Raw genomic sequence first — 18,996 nt, 5'->3', positions numbered from 1 at the left:
AACGTTATCCATATAATAACTATACATGATTAAAAACTTACTTCTTCTTTGTTCCATAATACTTACAACGCAGACGTTTTCAGCGACTGTCCTCATTGACCCAGGTCACGGTGGAGAGGACTGTGGTGCCAAGGCAAAAGTATGGAGAAAGAAGAAATTAAATATTATTTGCGAAAAAGATGTCGCTTTAAAAATTGCTCTAAAGCTTAAGAAATATATCAATCAAACTAAAAGGCATCGTGCCTACCTAACAAGAACAATTGATAAAACTGTTTCACTACAAAAAAGAGCTGACATGGCCGATATTATCAAGGCCGATATCTTCATCTCGATTCACCTAAATGCGGCCGAAGATAGTAGCTCAAGTGGCTTTGAAACCTACTACTTAAATAATCACCAAGATGCGGCCATTGCAAAGATTGAAGCTGTTGAAAACCGCGACCTTGAAGGCAAGCAGGTCATTATCAATAATATCCTTACAGACCTTGTGGTTGAGCGAGTTGCACCAGAATCGAAGAAGCTTGGGACACAAGTCCATGATCAACTTGGTAAGCTTTTAACAAAGAATTACAAAATGAAAGACCGAGGCCTAAAGCCTGGCCTATTCTATGTTTTGGCCCTTTCAAAAAGACCTTCCATCTTATTAGAGGCCGGATTTTTAACAAATTCTAATGAAGCATCCCTCGTTCTTGATGATTGGTTCCACCATCTCTATGCAAAGTATTCGGCCAAAGGAATTATTAGCTACTTAGATTCGATCTCTGGCCCAAATTTATTCTAAATACCTCAACATTTTCCTCAAGTATTAAAAAGAATATTCCGAAAAGATCAATGAAATGTATCGTTTTATTGTTACTTTATTCATATTCATCACAGCATCCATTCAAGTCTACGCTTCAGACGAGCTGTCGGCCTGTGTGTTAAAGCGTGGCAATATTCAAGCAACAGCACAAACGGCCCAACCGATATGCAGTGCTACCATTCTAGATCGTAACACTATTATCTATGAGCAAAGCTGTACTCGAGTCGCTAACCCGCGAGCGCTACAGCTAACTAGTTACTTCGTTTCTTGTCATAACGATAGTATTAGCTACAAAGTCCCGGCAGCAAGATATAGCCAAAGAGATGCAAAGCATAAGAGTTTAAAACTTGATGTGCCTATTGCCTACTTTCCAACAAAGCATCATACAAATGAAAAGCTATCTAACTGTACAATAAAATCAGCAAATAGAACTGCGCAGATAAGAGCAACTCACCTAGCAAGTGATATTGCAAAGCTTAGTCTTTCTAAAACGGCCAGCGCTGCACCTATTATCTGCAAGAGTGAATCGAATACAAAAGAAGAGCTTCTCGCTGGAGTTGTTTCCAGTGATGGTAAATTTATCCCAATAAGTGAATTACAAGAGAAGTACCAACTTGAATCAGATTTTGTGTCAACACTTGAAGATACAGCTTATAGTGAAGACTCTGCTATAGTGGTTTGTCATAATGCCTCGGAGTGTATTGCTAATCTTATCACACCTGCAATTGAGCTTAATGAGCAATTAAATGAAATTATCTCAAAATTAAATGGATACGAAAGAACATCAATCGCAAAAGAAAGAGAGCAGCTTACTAATGAATTTCGCGAGCTAGAAAAAGAATGTCACCGTAAGTCTCTCCAGGCCAAATTAAGTTATTCAAATATTGAAGAAGCAGACCTTGGCGATAAAACCATGGGTGTCATCGAAAGAGGGGCCATTGGCGTCTTCAATTTCTTTGGCAGCATAAATCCATTTGATAAAGAAGAATTCCTCTATACGACTTTCAAGAATATTGGTGCAATTTCTCAGAACTTAAGTGATGCTAGAATTAAAGAAATCTTTGATGATATCAATAAACAAGATATTGGAAATTTTGATAAGATTAGAAGTCTAGCAAGTGCATATTCAAAAGAAGTCGTAAATCTCTTATTAGACGATATGAAAACATTCAGTAGTGCCCAAGAGAAGCAGGCATTCGTTGCCCCCTATCTTAAAGACCTTGATAAGTGTTTAGAAAAAGCAGTTCGTAAGGATCAAGTAATTGAGTGTTCCAATGTTTTCACCAATAATATCGCTCTTTCAATTGGAGAAAAAGAATTAGAGAAACAAATTGGACTTAACTTCACACCAGAAGATGGATTACCGACACTAAAGTCAAAATCAACGAATGCTTATATGAAGTGTGTGAATGAGAACTTCAATAAGTTTGAAAAAGTCATCGATACCACTTCTGTTGTCAAAGGCTGTGTTTATACAGGTATCCTTGAAAGTTATCATCGCACACGTGCTGGACGTGTTAATGATGCGATAAAGGCATATACAGGAAGATCTGAGAATAATGCTATCGTTGGAGATATCTTAAGAAAGTCGAATAACTGTAGCTATGCTCCAATTGTTAACTCAAAAGGACAAACACCTCAAGAGTATTTGGTTCTTGCTAAAATGAGTACCGAGCAATTTACGAAAACTATTGGTGAATGTATTGATAGCTTAAAAGTAAGTGCCACTTATGATGTTGTTGAAATTGCCATCTTAACAAACCCAAAAATATCAGAGAGCTTATCGCAAGATGAGAAGAATCTTTTAATTGAAGAGATTAAGACCAAGCATCTTCCGGCATGTATGAGTGCTAAGAAGACAACTGATGGAAATGAATGCTCTGTCTTTATTACGGCCATGGCAACAGCACAAGCGGCCAAGTCTATACTGGCCATCGAATTTGATAAACAATTTGACTCTCTTGGTATCGATGAAGTAAAAAGAGCTCAGCTTTCACAAAGAATTATAAAAGATTACGAGGTTTGCATCGAACATGCTAAGCGTGAAATTTATCGTGACCTAACAAAAGATGTAAATGAGAATCTTATAAACCAGTGTTTAACAGGGGCCATTACTTCCCTATCTGGCTCGATCTTAAAAGATAGTATTTATAAGGCCACAAGTGATAAAGGTATCGCTGATAGCGTTGTAAACTCTGCAATCTCTTCACAAGAGCTTACACGTGTTCAAAACGGTATGAAGTCATGTCTTGAAAATGATTTAGCTAAGCATACTAAGCTAAGCTCTTATCAAGAAAATATGAATGAAACGATCTCATCTTGTACATTCAAAACCCAAAGAAGTGTAATTGGGCTAATTGCAAAAGAGATGGCCCATGGACAAGTAAAAGATTTTAACTTGCCGGCAACTGAATTGAGCTCTCTTAATCGTTTTATTGAAAATCATATTAATAATAGCGGCCCAGAAAATCTTGACAGTAATGTTGATACACTGACGCCACTTCTAATTAAGCGTGTCGCTCCAGGTGCTATTGATAAAACTTTAGAGGACTTTAAATCTAAATTCACGAAAGAACAATTCGAAGATGCTAAGAATAAGATCAGTACACAACTAAACTCTTGTCTTGATCAAACCCTCAAGGAAAAAGAAAGTAATGATGAAGTCAATGCAACACAGGCAGCAAGTGTCTGTATGTCAGTTACGGTAAAGGATGCATACCGCTCTCTTGCACCAAAAATAATCGAAGAAACGATTGCACCCCTCTTTAATGGCGAGCCAAATAAGGTGAAAGCACTAACAGAGTCATCTTCAAGAAATTTAATGAAGTGTCTTGATTCAGTCGAAGACGATGTGAAGGCACAAGAAAACGCTAAGGATTGCCTAAGTGGTGAGATCGGAAATATTGCCAAGACAATTGCAAGAACACTACTTACTGATCTTAATAAATTTGCAAACCCAAATGAGACGTTAGAAGATCTCACAAAATCTCAAGCTTACCGTGAATTTGAAAGATGTATTGAAAGGCCAAATAAGCCTAGTCTTGAAGAGGCCACAGAGAATATGAATACGTGTGTGACTAAACTTGAAGAGCAGGCCAAGGAAGAAGTGAAGGGCCGCTTTGTTCAAGTCTATGGTGATCAGAACCCTGATCAGCTTGGCAAGGTCATGGATATTCTTTTAACAATTCCAGCAAAGTCGCAAGAGACAGGTTTTAAAGAGGAAGGTTCTAGTGACGGAATGCCTAATGCCCAACTCATTTCAACACTTGAGTTAGTTGGATCAACACTTAAGTATTCATGTGATAATAATACGGCAATCTGTGATCAAGCAATTCACAATACAACCATTGCCATGCAAAGACATAGTCTTGATAACCCAAGCTCAACGACTGCTCAGAACACACAGGCCCTCATGGAAAGTGAGATGTTAGAAAATCTTATCACTTCCCAATTAGGTATGAACCTAAACCAGGTCTTTAAAAAAGAGCTGGCCACTTATAATGGGCCAGATAATCTTGTGCTAGATAAAATAGATGACATCACTAACAACCGTCTATTAACGGATATTATGAGAACACGTGAGGGACGTGAACTAAAAGAGTATATCCTCAAGAAAGTTGAAGAAGGAGCAATCGATAATATTGCCGAAGATCCAAATCTAAGAAAGCTACTAGCAAATGCATTAACGAAAGATACAAGCGACGGATCATTTGGAGACCAACTCTCCTATGCTCTTGTTCAAACTGAACTTAACCGTATGAAGAAGCGCTCTCGAGGTTTACGAGGTTTCTTTAGAGAGTTTACGATTAATGCGGGAGATCTCTTTAATATCATCGATAAGAAGGATTTTAAGTGGTCTAAAATCACTAGAACAAGAACAGGCGTTCGTGCTCGAGAGTATATGATTAGAGAGATTATTGCTCCTGCAATTGAAGGACGTAATTTAAGTGCAGAAGCGGCATCATCTAAGAAGCATAAGAATCAGCAAGAAGAAAGACTTGATCGATTTAAATCAATGTTAACGGATGCTTTGAAAGAGGCAAACAAGTTATAAAAAAAGGCTTCCAATGGAAGCCTTTTCTATTTTAATTCTTAATTCATTCTTTGTAGTAGGCCATCACCATTTACGTAGAAGATATCCGTTTCATCAATTGATTTTAGAACTGATGAAGCTTTGTAGTTGATATTAACTACTGCTGAAGCTACTGGTGAATCCATGCTTCCTTGGTTGGCAATCGACATAATCTCACTTGAAGCTGAGAAGTTGAATCCCCAAGAAACACTTACGTTACTAGCGCTTACAAAAAGCCCTGTGATATAAGAGCCCTTCCCTTCGAACTTTCCACCGTATTGAAAAACAACAGTGTAAACAAATGAAATAACTTCTGATCCAAATCCATTGCGATAAGCAACTTTAAATGAGCGAACGATAGGTGCTCTCCAGTGAGACATTGAAGAGAATGTTCCATTAACATCATCCATATTTGGAATGATACTAATTGGCTTTGTAAATTTAGTGCTGCTAACTGGCTTTCCAGCATCGACAATTTTCCAAATCTTTTGCCCTAGGGCCAAGATTTTATCAACTGTCATAAAGACTTCACCAAGTCCTGCGCTACTCTTCTCACTAACCAGCTTGTTATAAACTAGATCATAACGAGGATAAACTTCAGTTACTTCACGATCAACAATTTCAAGATACTGCTCTTGATCTCTTGTATCGAGTTTTTCGAACTTTGCTTTATTCAGCGCTCCAGCATCTAGAGAGAATGCATTCGTACTAAATAGTAATGTAGCGATAACTGCCAAACGACTTAAACATGTAAACGATTTCATGAACCCTCCCTTAAATTTGATGACCTATAAGTAGCTATTTCAAGGCCCTACGTCAATTGCGGAAAGGGATGAATTTTGATTGTAAGTTTTTTTCACAAAAACCGTGAAAAATGTTCACAAATAATGTGAATAAAACTTATATTGACTTACGCAAATCTTACGCATAACATATTGATATGGCATTAACAAAGAAACAAAACCAAGTTTACCTCTATATAAAGAATTACTTTCAGGCAGAAGGTTATGCTCCTACTCAGAAAGAGATTAAGGAACACTTCGGACTAAAGTCTTTCGGTTCCGTAAATAAATATATGCACTATCTTCAAGAGGCCGGAAAAATTGAGGTCGACTGGAACGCTCGCCGTGGAATTAAGATTTTAGACGAAGAACAGCTTTCATCACAAGATCTTGACCAGCAGCTATCAGCAATGACGAACTCAAATGCGCACTTTAGTGAAGTCCCACTTTTAGGAGACGTAGCGGCCGGAAACCCTATTGAGGCCATTGAGAATCCAAGTGAGCACACTCTTGTACCAAATCACATGGTATCCCGTCCTGGTAAGTACTTTGCCCTAAACGTACAGGGAGACTCAATGATTAATGATGGTATCCACGAAGGTGATATCCTTGTTTGTCGTGCCCAAGAAAATGCCAATCAAGGACAAACAGTTATTGCCCTTGTTGATAATGAAGCAACTGTTAAAAACTTCTTTAAAAAGAAGAACTCAGTTGAGCTCCATCCAGCAAATGATCGCCTCTCACCTTTTGTCATTACAGAAGCTAATGACTTCCGTATAGCAGGCGTGGTTGTTGGGCTAATGCGCAGTTATGAATAAATCTGGTTTTATTTCTAAGCTTATTAAAGATGCGAGTGGGCCATTTATCTATCAAGATGGCAGATGTGTTCTCACATACGAAGAACTACGCCAAGAGATTTCAAAAGAGTCTAAGAAATCTAACGATCCCTCAAATTTTAAAGTTCTTTCATGGCTGCCAGATGACAATATCTCTTTTCTCGTTAATTACTTTAGTTTAATTGAGAATGGACTAACACCAATTCTAGTTGATCACAGAAGACTTGAGTCCTCTGCATCCGACTATGATCTACAGGGCCTGGCCAAGGCCAAATTTACTGGTATAGAGGGACTCAACTCATGTGCAAGTGTCATCTACACCTCGGGCTCTACAGGTAGACCTAAGGGCGTAAAGCTAAGCCTAGGGTCACTTTTAAATAGTGCAAGAGCAACTGTTAATCACTATCAAATTAATCAACAAGACAACTGGGCCTTATCCCTCCCACTCTTTCATATTGGTGGGATCATGATTGCATGGCGAAGCCTAGTGGCGGGAAGCTCTTTAACAATTGTCGATGCAGGTCAACTCGAAAATGACCTCTTAAATAACTCACAAATCACAATTTGCTCACTCGTTCAACTGCAACTTGCAAGGCTCATGGAATCTGAAAAAATGATCAAAAGAATGAGTCAACTAAAAGGAGTTGTTCTTGGGGGTTCTAAGGTTTCAAGTGCTCTTATCCAAAAGGCCACAAGCTCTGGTATCAATCTCTCAAACTCTTTTGGCGCCAGTGAAAGTTGTGCACAATTTCTAGCAACGCCCTTTACTAGAGATAACAAACTCCTAAGCACATGTGGTAGGCCAATGGATGGTAACGTAAGTATTGTCGATTCAAAGTGTGTCTTAGAAGGTAAGAGTATCGCTATTGGATACTTAAACGGTGATGACTTCAATCAAAAGTACATTACCAATGATCTTATAAAACTTGATGAATATGGCAATTATACAATCTTGGGCCGAAGTGATTTTGTTTTTCAAAAGGCCGCGGAAAATATAAATCCAGAAATTATTGAAGAGAAATTATCAAGGCATTTCAGCAATGCTTATATCGCCCCAATTAAAAATGATAAGTATGAAAACCTTATTGCTCTCACCTTCTGCGATGATCACTCTCTTGCACAGGCCCAAAGTATTCTAGAAGATGAACTCATCTCATTTGAAAGGCCTCACTTACTATACAAGGCCCGTGACCTAAAAGAGCTGCAAGTCGGTGTTAAAATCGGTCGAGAAAAAATAAAGTTACTCATGAATATGCTTTTCATGCAATTTAATGAAGATATCTACATAAGTGCCCAGGGTAATCCTCACGGAGATATTATCTTCATTAGTCATGGCTTCATGGGAAATTCTCTTGAATTAGAAGAAGTAACAAAGCACTTGGCCAATGACTACTTACTCATTTATATCGATCTTCCAGGACATGGAAAGAATCAAAAGCTAAGATCTCTTGATCTCTTTAAAGAAAGATTAATCACTTCAATCGTAGAAATTGATAAGAAGACAGATAAAAAGATCCACTTCATTACGTATTCAATGTCTGGCCGCCTTTTCAATGAAATCCTACGTGACAAGGAATTGGCAAATACCAAGGCCATAAAGAATTTTGTTAATGAATCGGGAGCACCAGGTTTTACAGGCAACCAAGAAGAACGACAAAAACGTCTACAACATGATTCAAATTTATTTAAAGATGCACAGGCCGAAACATTCTTTGACAAATGGTATGACCAAGGTGTCTTTAAAAATATCAAGCTCTCACCTCGTACACCTAAAATGTTAAAGCAAAAAGAATTTGATTTTGTTAAATATGTTGAGAGCTGGTCTCAAGTCTCGCAAATGCTTTCTGTTGCCAATCAAAGAGATCTAAGAGACTTGAACGAATTACCACAAGGAACCTTCTATCATTACCTATGTGGAGAATTAGACAAGAAATACCAAACGTATTGCGATACCTATATTGCATCTGATCACGTCGACTTCCAGAGCTACATCGTAGAGAATGCTTCACACAATATACATTTCATGAATGAAGAAAATTATTTAAATCTTCTTAAAAAAATATTCAAATCTTAACTTTCTAACAACTTCTTACTAACTCAATTACAGATTTGTCGTTTACTCTCCAAGGCCCTACTATATTTCTTCACGAACTAAGGAGAGAATAGTGAAAAAATTAATCATAAGCGCATTATTGCCATTCTCAATCTTTGCCATGGATAAGACAATTTGTGGAATGGATGAGCGCGTACCATCAAGTGATCCAAAAGTAGGACGCTCTCTAGAAAGAGCAAGAGATAAGGCCGGTTGTACAGTTACATTAGTATCAAATTCATGTGCAATCTCAGTAGGTCACTGTGCCGCCACATTCAATGTTATTGAATTCAATACACCTCCTTCAACAAGAAGAGGTATTGCACACCCTGATCCAAAAGATATCTATCAAGCTGACAAAGCGACAATCAAATATAAGAGCAATGGCCAAGGTGATGACTGGGCCGTATTTAAAATTAAACCACACAAAACAACTGGACTTCTTCCAGGTCAAGCACAAGGCTTCTACCCTATTGCAAAAGAAGCTCCAGCTGAAGGTACACTTCTTTCAATCACTGGTTATGGAAATGACAATGAGTTTGAAAGAAAATTTGCTCAACAAAATAATATTGGGCCATTAACTGAAATTGGTGGTGACTACTATGGAAGCCATAGGCCTGCAATTTTAAACCACAGAGTTGATACAATGGGTGGAAACTCAGGTTCAAGTATCCTTGACTTAAACACTGGTGAAATTGTTGGTGTACACTCTCATGGTGGTTGTTACGGAAGTAACGAATCTAATGCAAATGCTGGAACGGTACTTCAACTACACCCAGAATTTAAAGCAGCAGTTGAGAACTGCCTTGCAAGTGAATAGATTAAATACTTAATATTTACTATATCGAAAAGGGCCCTCATTGGGCCTTTTTTTATCTATAAAGTCTACACAAAGCATTGATAAGAATTCAGAAATCCCTTAAGTTGACCCATCGCAACACGCAAAGGATTTCCATGAATAGATTAACACCTATCTTTTTATTATTGTTATCGCCTTCAATATTCGCCTTAGAAAAATCAATTTGCGGAATTGATGATCGAATCCCTTCACATGATCTAAAAGTAGGTCGCGCACTCTATAGTGAAACAGCAACTGATGGCTGCACTGTAACCATGATTTCTAAAGACTGCGCTATCTCGGTAGGACATTGTCATAAATACTTTAAACTCGTTGAATTTAATACGCCTGCCTCCGATGAAGAAGGAATTAATTACTCAGCAAAGGAAGATGTCTACAAGGTAGATGAGAGCTCTGTGATCTATAGTAACGCTGGCCCTGGAAATGACTGGGCCGTTATGAAGCTACTCCCAAATGCTCATACACAAAAATACGCAGGAGCGGCCCAAGGCTTTTATGAGCTAGACTATACAGTACCTGAAAGCAAGGCCCTTATATCGATTACCGGCCATGGTTACGATGTAGAAGTAGAAAGATCATTTGCTCAACAAAATGGAATTGGTTACCTAGAAAGTGTCGGAAGAACTGGAGTTATCCGCCATAAAGTTGATACTACAGGAGGGAATTCTGGCTCAAGTATCATTAACTTAAAATCAGGAAAAATTATTGGCGTACACTCTCATGGGGGTTGTTCAAATAGTCATTATGGATATGCAACAAATCTCGGTACGAGTGTTGCCACGAATCTTAATTTTAAGACGGCCATTCAAGCTTGTTTAAAATCAGAATAAAAAAAAGCCTCTCATATATTCAATTGAGAGGCTTTTATTTTCTATGATTTCTTTTTCTTCTTTTTACCTTTCTTCTTTTTAGAACCTTTCTTTTTTCGATTCTTAGCAATGAAGACACCAGCTCCAACAACAAGTGCAATGATTAGATAAAGTGTCATATCATCGCCACCAGAGCCTTTACCTTTTTGTCTTTGCCCACCAACACCAATATCATTAAGGCCAGCTTCATTATCTAAGAAGTCACCCGAGGCACCAGGAACAGCTTCACCTTTGTTACCTGCAAGCTTAAGCCCATCAGCATTATTCTTAATACGAGAGAACACCTGCATTGTTTCGATGATCTTATCAAAGATTGGCTTATAAGTTTGGTAGTGTTCTTTAGCAACAGAGAATGTTACCGCAACTCCTAACTCTCCTTTTACTGTCGCAAGGTAGCGAGTAAAAAAGCCAGGAACTTCACTTGATAAGTGAAGAGAGTCTACCCAAGTGTGACCTTGACCTTGAATCTTCTTCATTCTTGTATATGAAGGCTCAGAGATTTGTGTTTTACCACCAGGTAGTTTAAATGTTTTGGCCTGCTCAAGATATGCCTTGTATTGAATAAGATCATCTTGCTTACCACGGTGCTTTGCCGCGAAAATAATGATGGCCTCTTTCTTTCTTCTGTCATTAGTGGACTGACAAACATACTCACTTCCCTCTATCGAACATTCCCAACCATTTGGTAGTTCGAACTCAAGAAAGTTAGAAGTATAAGGTTTCGCAATTACAGCTGATGTTGCCAGTAGGTAGAAAGCAATTAAAATTTGCTTCATCATCGATAATATCCTTTTTATGTTTATATTCAATATTTTAGCTTAACTTACAATTATATCAATTACTAAATATTTCCTCATTTCAGCTACTTAATCCTAGCAGCAAAGCCTTTTTCTATTGGCACCTTACGATAGCGAGCTACTACCTTAACAATGGCCGATGCACTCGAGACTTCATAAACCTTTCCTTGGGCAACTAAGATATTGCCACCAAAGTAGTCAGTCTTGTAAATATCAACAATATTTCCGGCCTGGATGTCATCAAGAGATCCATGATCAATCTTGATAAAAACACCTCTTGGTGAAACCTTAATAACATTGGCCTCAACAGAGTATTCTTTAAAACTCTCTTCAAATTTCTGTTGTGCTGTCACACCACCAGTGGTCCAACTTAGGCCAATCGTTGTATAGAAATCTTTATCTGTTGAAGTTCCTAAAACCTTTGTCCCAACAGTAGCGTAGGCAAGGTACTTATTACCAAATATCGTTTGTGCACTAGCATCAAGATTTACAAATTGACGATTAATGGAATTCCATCTTGAAGTGTAGCCACTTGCCACAATAGGTTTTGAATTAGGATTGTCTGTGTATTCATCTCCACCGAGTGAATAAACACCATTAGCAGAAAACCAGAAGGCCCAGTCAACATAGTGTTTAACAAGACGAGCATCAAAAGTAACTTCAGATGAAATAGGGGCCCCAGGGATACGATAACCGATCTTAAAATCGTATGACGTCCACTTAGTTGATTCAAATTTTGCCAGGAAATTAACTTTGATATCATTTCCACCATCACCTAGGATTAACTCATCACTTGGAGCTGAACCAGAGTATGTATCGACAGTGTAAGGTCTGAAGCGATAGATTGCACTAAGAGCAAAATCTCTTCCGCGTTTTTTATCTAGGCCATAGAAGGCCCCAATATAAAAAGATTCAAGTCCTGCTGTGGTTTGAGTCTCATTTGTATCGCCACTACTAACATAGCGGCCTTTAAGACCTGCTAGAAGCTGAAATTTTGACATGATGGCATATTGGTAATCAAGATTAGCATCAAGAAGATTGTAGCTTACGTCATCATTATAAACGACTTCATTTCCATCGCTATCAACCTGAGAAAGAGTTGAAGAAAAACTTCCCTCTATCTTAACTCTCGATGCACCCTTATTTAATGCTGTGGCATCTGATTGATAGATACGAGGATTTGCCAAGGCAAGCGGCCCAGCGGCAAGTAAAGTCGTTAACGTAATAAAGATCTTTATAAATTCCATATGTTATATAGAATAACCTTCTTTATTACTTTTTAATATAGATAGAATTCTTTTACCTAGCAGGCGATATTTTGCTGTCTTATCCCGAGTTTATCAATCAAGATTTTCGTACACCACTTTTTCTCGGCCAAGTAACTTTGAAAGACAATCCCATTCTCACTTGCAACCCGCTTCATCGACAAAAGGCCAATACCATTAGAGGCCTTATCTAAATCAGCATGCTGATCAATTTCATTGGAAAGAATGATTTGAATCTTTTCACCAATATCACTGATATGACAGTGAATCTTCCCCTCAGGCCTAGACCATAGGTAGATATTCTTTGAAATATTTTTTATGAGTCGTTCAAAAATTTGTTTATCACAAGAAAATTCGATAGGGGCCAGCTCACGCCCAGAGGCCTCAATCACTAAATCCACACTGAGCTGATAGATCTCAAATTGCGTCTGACATGTTTGAATTAAGTCGGCGAATCGATAGGGGCCATTTTCTTTTAAACGATTAAATTGTGAGGTGATTTGATTTTCCAGTGCCGCAACTTCATTATAGATGACTTCTAGGCCGGCCTGATCCATCTGCCCATCACGAGACTCCAGATATAATTTTAGCCCATGCGTATGGTTAAGAAGATCATGAAGGAAATGAAGAGCTTCATTATTTTCTTTTAATTTTGAATCAGACATAAAAAGGCCTCTATTTTTAGAGGCCTTATTATTTCTTACTTAGATTAATCCGTCGTACTTTGCTTCACTACCAAGGGCCTCTTCAATTCTTAGTAGTTGATTGTATTTTGCAAGACGATCACTTCTTGAAGCAGAACCTGTTTTAATTAGTCCGCTTGAAGTTGCTACCGCAAGATCAGCAATGAATGCATCACTTGTTTCTCCTGAACGGTGAGAAATAATTGCTCTGAAGTCATTTTCAAAGGCCAGCTTTAGCGTATCAAATGTCTCACTTAGAGATCCGATTTGATTGATCTTAACTAAGATCGAGTTTGCTTGCTTCTTCTCAATACCTTCAGCTAGAATCTTCTTATTCGTTACAAATAAGTCATCACCAACTAGTAGACACTTATCCCCTAACTTAGCAGTCAGCTTTACCCAACCAGAATAGTCAGCTTCGTCCAGCCCGTCTTCAATTGAATATATCGGATATTTTGAAACTAAATTTGAGTAATATTCAACCATATCTTCACTTGAATAGCTCTTACCTTGCATTTGGTAACTACCATCTTTAAAGAACTCTGATGCTGCAGCATCAAGAGAAATTGAGATATCTTGACCTGGTTTATACCCAGCTTTTTCAATTGCACTTAGGATTAGATCGAGGGCCTCTTCGTGTGACTTAAGCGATGGTGCAAAACCACCTTCATCACCAACATTTGTTGAATATCCTTTTTCAGTTAAAACACTTTTTAAAGCATGGAAAGTTTCAACACCAGCTCTTAGGTTTTCACTAAATGACTTTTTCATATGAGGAATAATCATGAATTCTTGAATATCAAGATTATTTGAAGCGTGTTCACCACCATTGATAATATTCATCATTGGTGTTGGAAGACGGTACTTATCACTTGCTACTGGAACACCTAAGTCTTCTCTTAAGTAAGCGTATAGTGACTTTCCTTTTTCAAGAGCACCTGCACGAGCAACACACATTGAAACAGCAAGGATCGCATTAGCACCTAGCTTTTCTTTATTTTCAGTTCCATCAACATCAAGCATTACTTGGTCAACCGCTCTTAGATCAAAAACATCCATTCCGATGATTTTTGGTGCGATATATTCATTGATATTTGAAATTGCCTTTCTAACAGACTTTCCAAGGTAGTAAGACTTATCACCATCTCTTAACTCTAAAGCTTCTTTAGAGCCAGTTGATGCCCCTGAAGGAACCGCTGCACGGGCCATGAAACCATTTTCAGTTACTAGGTCAACCTCAACAGTTGGGTTTCCTCGTGAGTCTAAGATTTGACGTGGAGTTATAGATTTAATTTTAGACATATACCAATCCTTCGTTAGTTTAAAATTTGCCATATTTTAACTTACGCTTTTAAGGATCGTCACTTAGAAAAAGGGAAAACCTTCTAAATTTTGTTTTTTAACTTTGCGCCATAAATCAGGACTTCGACTATCGCGATAGTAGAAAAAATCAACAATGTCGCCATCATTAGTTATGACACATTGATCGGCCATATGCTTGGCCACATGATAACAAGGAGAGATACTATGGGCCCCAACACTGGCCTTAAAAAGATCTTTTACGAATGGATAATGAGTGCATCCCAAAATGATATAATCATAACTCTCCTTCTCACTTGAAGGAAAAATAGACTCGACAATCTCTTTAGAAATTTCTTCTTCATTTAATCGACCACTATCAAAGCTATCTTCAATAATTTTTGCAAGATTCTTTGAGACACGATACACCAAGTGACCTGCGGGATCATAACGATCTTTTAAGCTCTGAAATCGCATCGAGTCGGCCGTAATTTTGGTTGTAAGAACAACTCCCTTTTGCTGCTTAAGCTCAGGTCTTAGGTTAATCACATTAATAAATGGCTCAATTCCAAAGAATCGAATAGAAGGATAATTTGCGCGTAACTCATTAATGGCCATGGCCGTTGCGGAATTACAGGCAATTAAGATTGTATCGATACCGTGCGAGATGAAGTCATCAACAATATTTCGACAAAAGCTAAACACTTCTTCTTTTGTCTTATTACCATAAGGTGCATTTAGACGGTCTGCAAAGTAATAAATTTCGCAACGATCCATAAGTTTTGCGACCTCACGCAATACGCTAAGCCCACCAATGCCTGAATCAAAAATCCCTATCTTCAATATTTCACCTTAAATGCTAGACATCCCTAAAAAAGTCGTTATTTTATCTCATATGGGTATTAAAAATAAATTTGTAAACTTTTTCACTAGAATTAATAAAAATCGTCTATCTAATGATGATAGCAGAGACAAGATCTTAAAGTCTATGCAAGACTCACTACAAAATCCGGTGCGAATCTGCTTGGCCCATAATAATTTTGAAAAGTCTCCATTACGTGAGGATCGTAAAAACCTTCACGATATCTACCTCCACACTGAAGCACAAGATAGCAACTTATTAATGCACTTCGATCAAATGAGTATATTGAACTTAGTGGACAAAGAATTTATCGAATACCAAAAAGAAGTCTTAGACTTTGATGCAAAAAAATACGAACACCTGGCAATTAAGGCCATGATCGATGGCTCAATTGATTCTCTTAAAACGATTTCGCCTAAGAGCGGATTAAATGAAGACAAGTCACTTGAGTGGCTCAAGGTAACACTACTTACTCTGAAAAAGTCTCTTGCTCGCATTGATCACAGAAGCACAATCTTAAGTTACAAGGTTTTCTTTGGACAATGGGAAGAGTCACCTATCCTAAGAGTGATGATTTATAATCTTGATATCAAATTAACTTTTCTTGCGGATCAATTAAAACTGGAAGTTAAGAATAAAGAGAATCGTGCAGAGTTTGACTCTCAGGCAAAAAAATATGAAGCCAACTTCAGTCAGCTTCATAATGATGTATTAAATGAAGTTATTAATTTATTTGTTAGCTTAAAACAAAGTATCAATTAATTCCTAATTAAATTTAGAATTAAGCTTTGTTAAAAATTCCTGTGCACTTGTGGTAGCAATGGCCGTGTACTGGTAAGAATCTAGGATTTCTGACTGTACATCTTTTTTAAGAGCATAAAGCTTTTTAAGATCAACGCCCTTAGGCTTTCCTTCAGATAGCTTATTAAGTTGTTTATTGATTGAACGAAGCTCTCCAATATAAGTGTTAATTTCAATCTCCGTTCCAAAAGAGTTTAAGTTCTTTGTCGAGTTAATAAGAATCTCAGAAAGATTTGAAGTCTTCTTCTTTTCATTCTTTAAAGTCGCAACAACATCATACTTACCACGACAATTTGTAATGCGCCCTTTTAGAGAAGGACAATTAAAAGCAAGATTCTTAATCTCATAACGAACCTTTGTGTTATCACGAAAACCAATTTTTGCAATCACACGATTAAGGTTTGCGATAATATCTTTTTTAAGAATTTTTGCTGCCTGATTCTTATCAAGTCCTAATTTGTGATTCTTTAGTTTAGTCAAAACTGAAGACTTTGCGTTTGCTGCACTTTCAATATTAACTAAGTTATTCTTTTCTAATTTGATATTAACGAGTGAGTTCTTTTCGACTAAAAGAGATTCGTCAATAGCGACTTCTAAAGTCTCTGTTGAGGATTTCTTCTTAAGGCCAACTTGTAGTCTCGGTCGCTCAATTCTTGTAAAGGCCAATTCCTTATACTGTCCTTGTCCATAATTTTTGAAAGTATAGATCTGTTCAGACTTAAGCTGAAAACGAATTGAATCAATATCATCTTGAATTGTTTCAACTGCAAAAGTATTTGCAGAAAGAGCAATTGCTGTCATCATTAGAGTTGATTTGATGAATGATTTCGTTCTATTTCTCATTTAATTTTTCCCTCAAAAATAAAATTAGGCTAACTGACGCCTTCAATAATATCAGTGGAAAGTGTTCTTTTGTGCTTAGTTGAAAAATAGTAATGCCATGTTCATTTTCTATGCACTAAATTTTTGACACACCTACAGGAATCTACGCAGTTTAAATTTTATTGCATTTTAATCCAATGTAATTACAATTAATTATATGAAAATAGATGTGGATATTGACAAGTTTTCAGGGGGTTACAAAGTGACATTCCCCCTATCTGAATTCAGTGACTTAAGTGACTTTAAGATGAGTATTGCTATCATTAAGGTATTTAGCGCCGACATGGAGCTTGAGCCAGAACTAGAGGTAGATGACATCAAAGAAATCGTCGAAAAGACTAAAGAGCTAGATCAGGATCGATTTATTGTAGAAATCTATGAAGACGGAATTGAAGTCGATATCTAGAAGCCTTCTTCTGTATCTCTAAGCTGCTTTCTTCTTAACCATATCCTTAACCCAGTCAGGGGCCAAGAAATTTGACTTAGGAAATGGTAGCTTGTGAACTACGATATCTTCAAAGAAAGTTGGCACGTAATTACACGGTACCATCTCTCCAATATACTTTCCTGTTTGTGGATCCTTACCTGTCTGAACCCAACGGAAAATATCACGAACAATATAATTTCCATTATTATCGACACCAAGAACTTCTGAAATATGTGAAGTACGACGTCCACCATCATGATAACGGCTACATTGAACGATAATCTGTAGGGCACTTCCTACCATCTTTCTAACGGCATCAGGTGGAATCTTTGTGTCACCCATAAGACATAGCGTCTCAAGACGTGTACAAGCATCAATTGGGTTATTGGCGTGAACAGTTCCCATTGAACCATCGTGACCAGTATTCATTACCTGCACAAGATCTAGGGCCTCGTCTCCACGAACTTCCCCTACAATAATTCTATCAGGGCGAAGTCTCATGGCAGAGATAACAAGATCACGAATTGAAACCTCTTCAATCCCCTTTAATTCATCTGCCTTTCTTGTTTCAAAATTAACAACGTGTTCGGCATCAACTTGTAGCTCGGCCGCATCCTCAATAATGATAAGACGTTGTGTTTTAGGAATTCGTCCCCCTAAAACATTGAGCATCGTCGTCTTTCCAGAACCAGTCCCCCCTGAAACGAGAATATTCTTTCCAAGGTAAACACAAATATCTAAGAATCTTGCAGCAACATCAGACATTGAACCGAATGAAATCATATCCTTTAGTGTTAAGCTGTCTTTAGAGAATTTACGAATGGCCACAGTTGTTCCATTCTTTGCCATTGGAGGCAGAACAACGTGAATACGAGAACCGTCTGGAAGACGAGCATCCAGACGAGGATTGTCTTCATCAATTGTACGGTTTACTGATTGGGCAATGGCACGCATTGCTGAGATTAGGGATGATTCATCTTCAAATTGATTTGGAACTTTGAAAACAAGTCCTTTCTTTTCAACAAAGATTTCATGAGGGCCATTGATCATAACTTCAGATACACCCTCATCTTCCAGAAGGTCACCAATTGGATAAAGTAAATTCTTAATCGCATCGCTAAATACCGAAGACATAATCCCTCACAATCACTTTTTATAAATTACTCTAGTCGTCTTTTGGACGCCATACGCGCACTCGTTCACTTTCACGAGATGCAATCTCTCTTTTTTGTTCGTCTTTCTTTGCCTTTTCACGTGGATGCTCAATGACAGTTAAAGTCCCACTTATCTGTCCTGATGGGCAATAGAATTTAAAGCGGCCAGGGGTATCAAGAAAAACAGAAGCTTCCCTAACTTCACCCTTCTTGGCCTCAACGTATACTTCGTGCTCTTTCAAAATAAGACAACTTGGTAAATTTGTCGCTGAAGTGACATAGAGATTAAGCTTCTCACCTACAAATGCTGTTACTTTCGAAGGAAAAAAACCTTTGTCAGTAGCGATAATCGACAAGTCTCTTTTTGGAATATCAAACTCTTGCTTATGGAAATAAGTCTCCTTAATTCCAAAGGCATAAGTTGTCACAATCAATGTAATTAACGTCACAGCGAAGCTTTTCATAATTTATTTATCGGTAACTTAGGAGGGATACTTTAGTCCTCTACTCAAAC

The 18,996-nt window shown here is 37.7% G+C and carries 17 protein-coding genes; 8 read left to right on the top strand and 9 right to left on the bottom strand.

Going from position 1 to position 18,996, the window contains the following annotated elements; all coding sequences use genetic code 11:
• Window positions 1-25 precede the first annotated feature (25 nt).
• Together ABMA72_RS01130 and ABMA72_RS01125 are read left to right on the top strand one after the other, a co-directional pair.
• The gene (locus ABMA72_RS01130; protein ID WP_392860565.1) at window positions 26-781 is read left to right on the top strand and encodes an N-acetylmuramoyl-L-alanine amidase; all 756 of its coding nucleotides are present in this window, start codon (window positions 26-28) and stop codon (window positions 779-781) included.
• A 55-nt stretch (window positions 782-836) separates the two neighbouring features.
• Window positions 837-4,856: a hypothetical protein gene (locus ABMA72_RS01125; RefSeq protein WP_393055525.1), complete on the top strand. Its 4,020-nt coding sequence runs from the start codon at window positions 837-839 to the stop codon at window positions 4,854-4,856.
• A gap of 38 nt (window positions 4,857-4,894) precedes the next feature.
• Here the strand turns inward: ABMA72_RS01125 and ABMA72_RS01120 are convergent, their stop codons facing one another.
• Window positions 4,895-5,638, bottom strand: a complete 744-nt coding sequence (locus ABMA72_RS01120; RefSeq protein ID WP_393055522.1) for a hypothetical protein — start codon at window positions 5,636-5,638, stop codon at window positions 4,895-4,897.
• A gap of 176 nt (window positions 5,639-5,814) precedes the next feature.
• On the opposite strand from ABMA72_RS01120, the gene lexA reads away from it, so the two are divergent.
• The 4 genes from lexA to ABMA72_RS01100 all read left to right on the top strand — a co-directional run bounded on the left by lexA (window position 5,815) and on the right by ABMA72_RS01100 (window position 10,273).
• Window positions 5,815-6,474, top strand: a complete 660-nt coding sequence (gene lexA, locus ABMA72_RS01115; protein ID WP_392860559.1) for a transcriptional repressor LexA — start codon at window positions 5,815-5,817, stop codon at window positions 6,472-6,474.
• Complete coding sequence (locus ABMA72_RS01110; protein ID WP_393055519.1) at window positions 6,467-8,566, top strand: AMP-binding protein; 2,100 nt, start codon at window positions 6,467-6,469, stop codon at window positions 8,564-8,566. Before lexA ends, ABMA72_RS01110 begins: the two co-directional genes overlap by 8 nt.
• Before the next feature lie 91 nt (window positions 8,567-8,657).
• Complete coding sequence (locus tag ABMA72_RS01105; RefSeq protein ID WP_392860557.1) at window positions 8,658-9,404, top strand: trypsin-like serine peptidase; 747 nt, start codon at window positions 8,658-8,660, stop codon at window positions 9,402-9,404.
• Window positions 9,405-9,538: 134 nt separating this feature from the next.
• Window positions 9,539-10,273, top strand: coding sequence for a trypsin-like serine peptidase (locus ABMA72_RS01100; protein WP_393055516.1), 735 nt, complete (start codon window positions 9,539-9,541; stop codon window positions 10,271-10,273).
• A 41-nt stretch (window positions 10,274-10,314) separates the two neighbouring features.
• Here ABMA72_RS01100 and ABMA72_RS01095 read toward each other — a convergent pair whose 3' ends face one another.
• The 5 genes from ABMA72_RS01095 to ABMA72_RS01075 form a co-directional block, all read right to left on the bottom strand.
• The gene (locus tag ABMA72_RS01095; RefSeq protein ID WP_392860555.1) at window positions 10,315-11,091 is read right to left on the bottom strand and encodes a hypothetical protein; all 777 of its coding nucleotides are present in this window, start codon (window positions 11,089-11,091) and stop codon (window positions 10,315-10,317) included.
• 83 nt (window positions 11,092-11,174) lie between these two features.
• Window positions 11,175-12,356 carry a hypothetical protein gene (locus tag ABMA72_RS01090; protein WP_392860553.1) on the bottom strand — a complete coding sequence of 394 codons (1,182 nt, stop codon included), beginning with the start codon at window positions 12,354-12,356 and terminating at the stop codon, window positions 11,175-11,177.
• A 56-nt stretch (window positions 12,357-12,412) separates the two neighbouring features.
• The gene (locus ABMA72_RS01085; RefSeq protein ID WP_392860551.1) at window positions 12,413-13,039 is read right to left on the bottom strand and encodes a hypothetical protein; all 627 of its coding nucleotides are present in this window, start codon (window positions 13,037-13,039) and stop codon (window positions 12,413-12,415) included.
• Between the two features lie 39 nt (window positions 13,040-13,078).
• Entirely contained in the window at window positions 13,079-14,359 is a 1,281-nt protein-coding gene (eno, locus tag ABMA72_RS01080; protein ID WP_392860549.1) for a phosphopyruvate hydratase, read from the bottom strand.
• A 63-nt stretch (window positions 14,360-14,422) separates the two neighbouring features.
• A complete protein-coding gene (locus ABMA72_RS01075; protein ID WP_392860548.1) occupies window positions 14,423-15,199 on the bottom strand; it encodes a glutamate racemase in 777 nt (258 codons plus the stop codon).
• Window positions 15,200-15,251: 52 nt separating this feature from the next.
• Here ABMA72_RS01075 and ABMA72_RS01070 point away from each other — a divergent pair, with 52 nt between their 5' ends.
• Window positions 15,252-15,980, top strand: a complete 729-nt coding sequence (locus ABMA72_RS01070; RefSeq protein WP_392860546.1) for a hypothetical protein — start codon at window positions 15,252-15,254, stop codon at window positions 15,978-15,980.
• A 3-nt stretch (window positions 15,981-15,983) separates the two neighbouring features.
• Here the strand turns inward: ABMA72_RS01070 and ABMA72_RS01065 are convergent, their stop codons facing one another.
• Complete coding sequence (locus ABMA72_RS01065; protein WP_392860544.1) at window positions 15,984-16,862, bottom strand: hypothetical protein; 879 nt, start codon at window positions 16,860-16,862, stop codon at window positions 15,984-15,986.
• 196 nt (window positions 16,863-17,058) lie between these two features.
• On the opposite strand from ABMA72_RS01065, the gene ABMA72_RS01060 reads away from it, so the two are divergent.
• The gene (locus tag ABMA72_RS01060) at window positions 17,059-17,307 is read left to right on the top strand and encodes a hypothetical protein (RefSeq protein WP_392860543.1); all 249 of its coding nucleotides are present in this window, start codon (window positions 17,059-17,061) and stop codon (window positions 17,305-17,307) included.
• A gap of 18 nt (window positions 17,308-17,325) precedes the next feature.
• Here ABMA72_RS01060 and ABMA72_RS01055 read toward each other — a convergent pair whose 3' ends face one another.
• Window positions 17,326-18,462 (bottom strand): CpaF family protein, encoded by a 1,137-nt coding sequence (locus ABMA72_RS01055; protein ID WP_392860541.1) that lies wholly within the window; start codon window positions 18,460-18,462, stop codon window positions 17,326-17,328.
• Window positions 18,463-18,493: 31 nt separating this feature from the next.
• Entirely contained in the window at window positions 18,494-18,946 is a 453-nt protein-coding gene (locus tag ABMA72_RS01050; protein ID WP_392860539.1) for a hypothetical protein, read from the bottom strand.
• Window positions 18,947-18,996: the final 50 nt, after the last annotated feature.

Source organism: Halobacteriovorax sp. CON-3, from assembly GCF_043196995.1.
Taxonomy (GTDB): Bacteria; Bdellovibrionota; Bacteriovoracia; order Bacteriovoracales; family Bacteriovoracaceae; genus Halobacteriovorax_A.
The sequence above is the reverse complement of the archived record's forward strand: the minus strand, read 5'-3'. Positions and strand labels throughout refer to the sequence as shown.

Excerpts from the sequence above, each read along its gene's own strand:
- ABMA72_RS01065 (WP_392860544.1), bottom strand. The coding sequence starts at position 16,862 with ATGAGAAATAGAACGAAATCATTCATCAAATCAACTCTAATGATGACA.
- ABMA72_RS01055 (WP_392860541.1), bottom strand. The coding sequence starts at position 18,462 with ATGTCTTCGGTATTTAGCGATGCGATTAAGAATTTACTTTATCCAATT.
- ABMA72_RS01050 (WP_392860539.1), bottom strand. The coding sequence starts at position 18,946 with ATGAAAAGCTTCGCTGTGACGTTAATTACATTGATTGTGACAACTTAT.
- ABMA72_RS01085 (WP_392860551.1), bottom strand. The coding sequence starts at position 13,039 with ATGTCTGATTCAAAATTAAAAGAAAATAATGAAGCTCTTCATTTCCTT.
- ABMA72_RS01130 (WP_392860565.1), top strand. The coding sequence starts at position 26 with ATGATTAAAAACTTACTTCTTCTTTGTTCCATAATACTTACAACGCAG.
- ABMA72_RS01070 (WP_392860546.1), top strand. The coding sequence starts at position 15,252 with ATGGGTATTAAAAATAAATTTGTAAACTTTTTCACTAGAATTAATAAA.
- ABMA72_RS01110 (WP_393055519.1), top strand. The coding sequence starts at position 6,467 with ATGAATAAATCTGGTTTTATTTCTAAGCTTATTAAAGATGCGAGTGGG.
- lexA (WP_392860559.1), top strand. The coding sequence starts at position 5,815 with ATGGCATTAACAAAGAAACAAAACCAAGTTTACCTCTATATAAAGAAT.
- ABMA72_RS01100 (WP_393055516.1), top strand. The coding sequence starts at position 9,539 with ATGAATAGATTAACACCTATCTTTTTATTATTGTTATCGCCTTCAATA.
- eno (WP_392860549.1), bottom strand. The coding sequence starts at position 14,359 with ATGTCTAAAATTAAATCTATAACTCCACGTCAAATCTTAGACTCACGA.
- ABMA72_RS01060 (WP_392860543.1), top strand. The coding sequence starts at position 17,059 with ATGAAAATAGATGTGGATATTGACAAGTTTTCAGGGGGTTACAAAGTG.
- ABMA72_RS01125 (WP_393055525.1), top strand. The coding sequence starts at position 837 with ATGTATCGTTTTATTGTTACTTTATTCATATTCATCACAGCATCCATT.
- ABMA72_RS01090 (WP_392860553.1), bottom strand. The coding sequence starts at position 12,356 with ATGGAATTTATAAAGATCTTTATTACGTTAACGACTTTACTTGCCGCT.
- ABMA72_RS01120 (WP_393055522.1), bottom strand. The coding sequence starts at position 5,638 with ATGAAATCGTTTACATGTTTAAGTCGTTTGGCAGTTATCGCTACATTA.
- ABMA72_RS01095 (WP_392860555.1), bottom strand. The coding sequence starts at position 11,091 with ATGATGAAGCAAATTTTAATTGCTTTCTACCTACTGGCAACATCAGCT.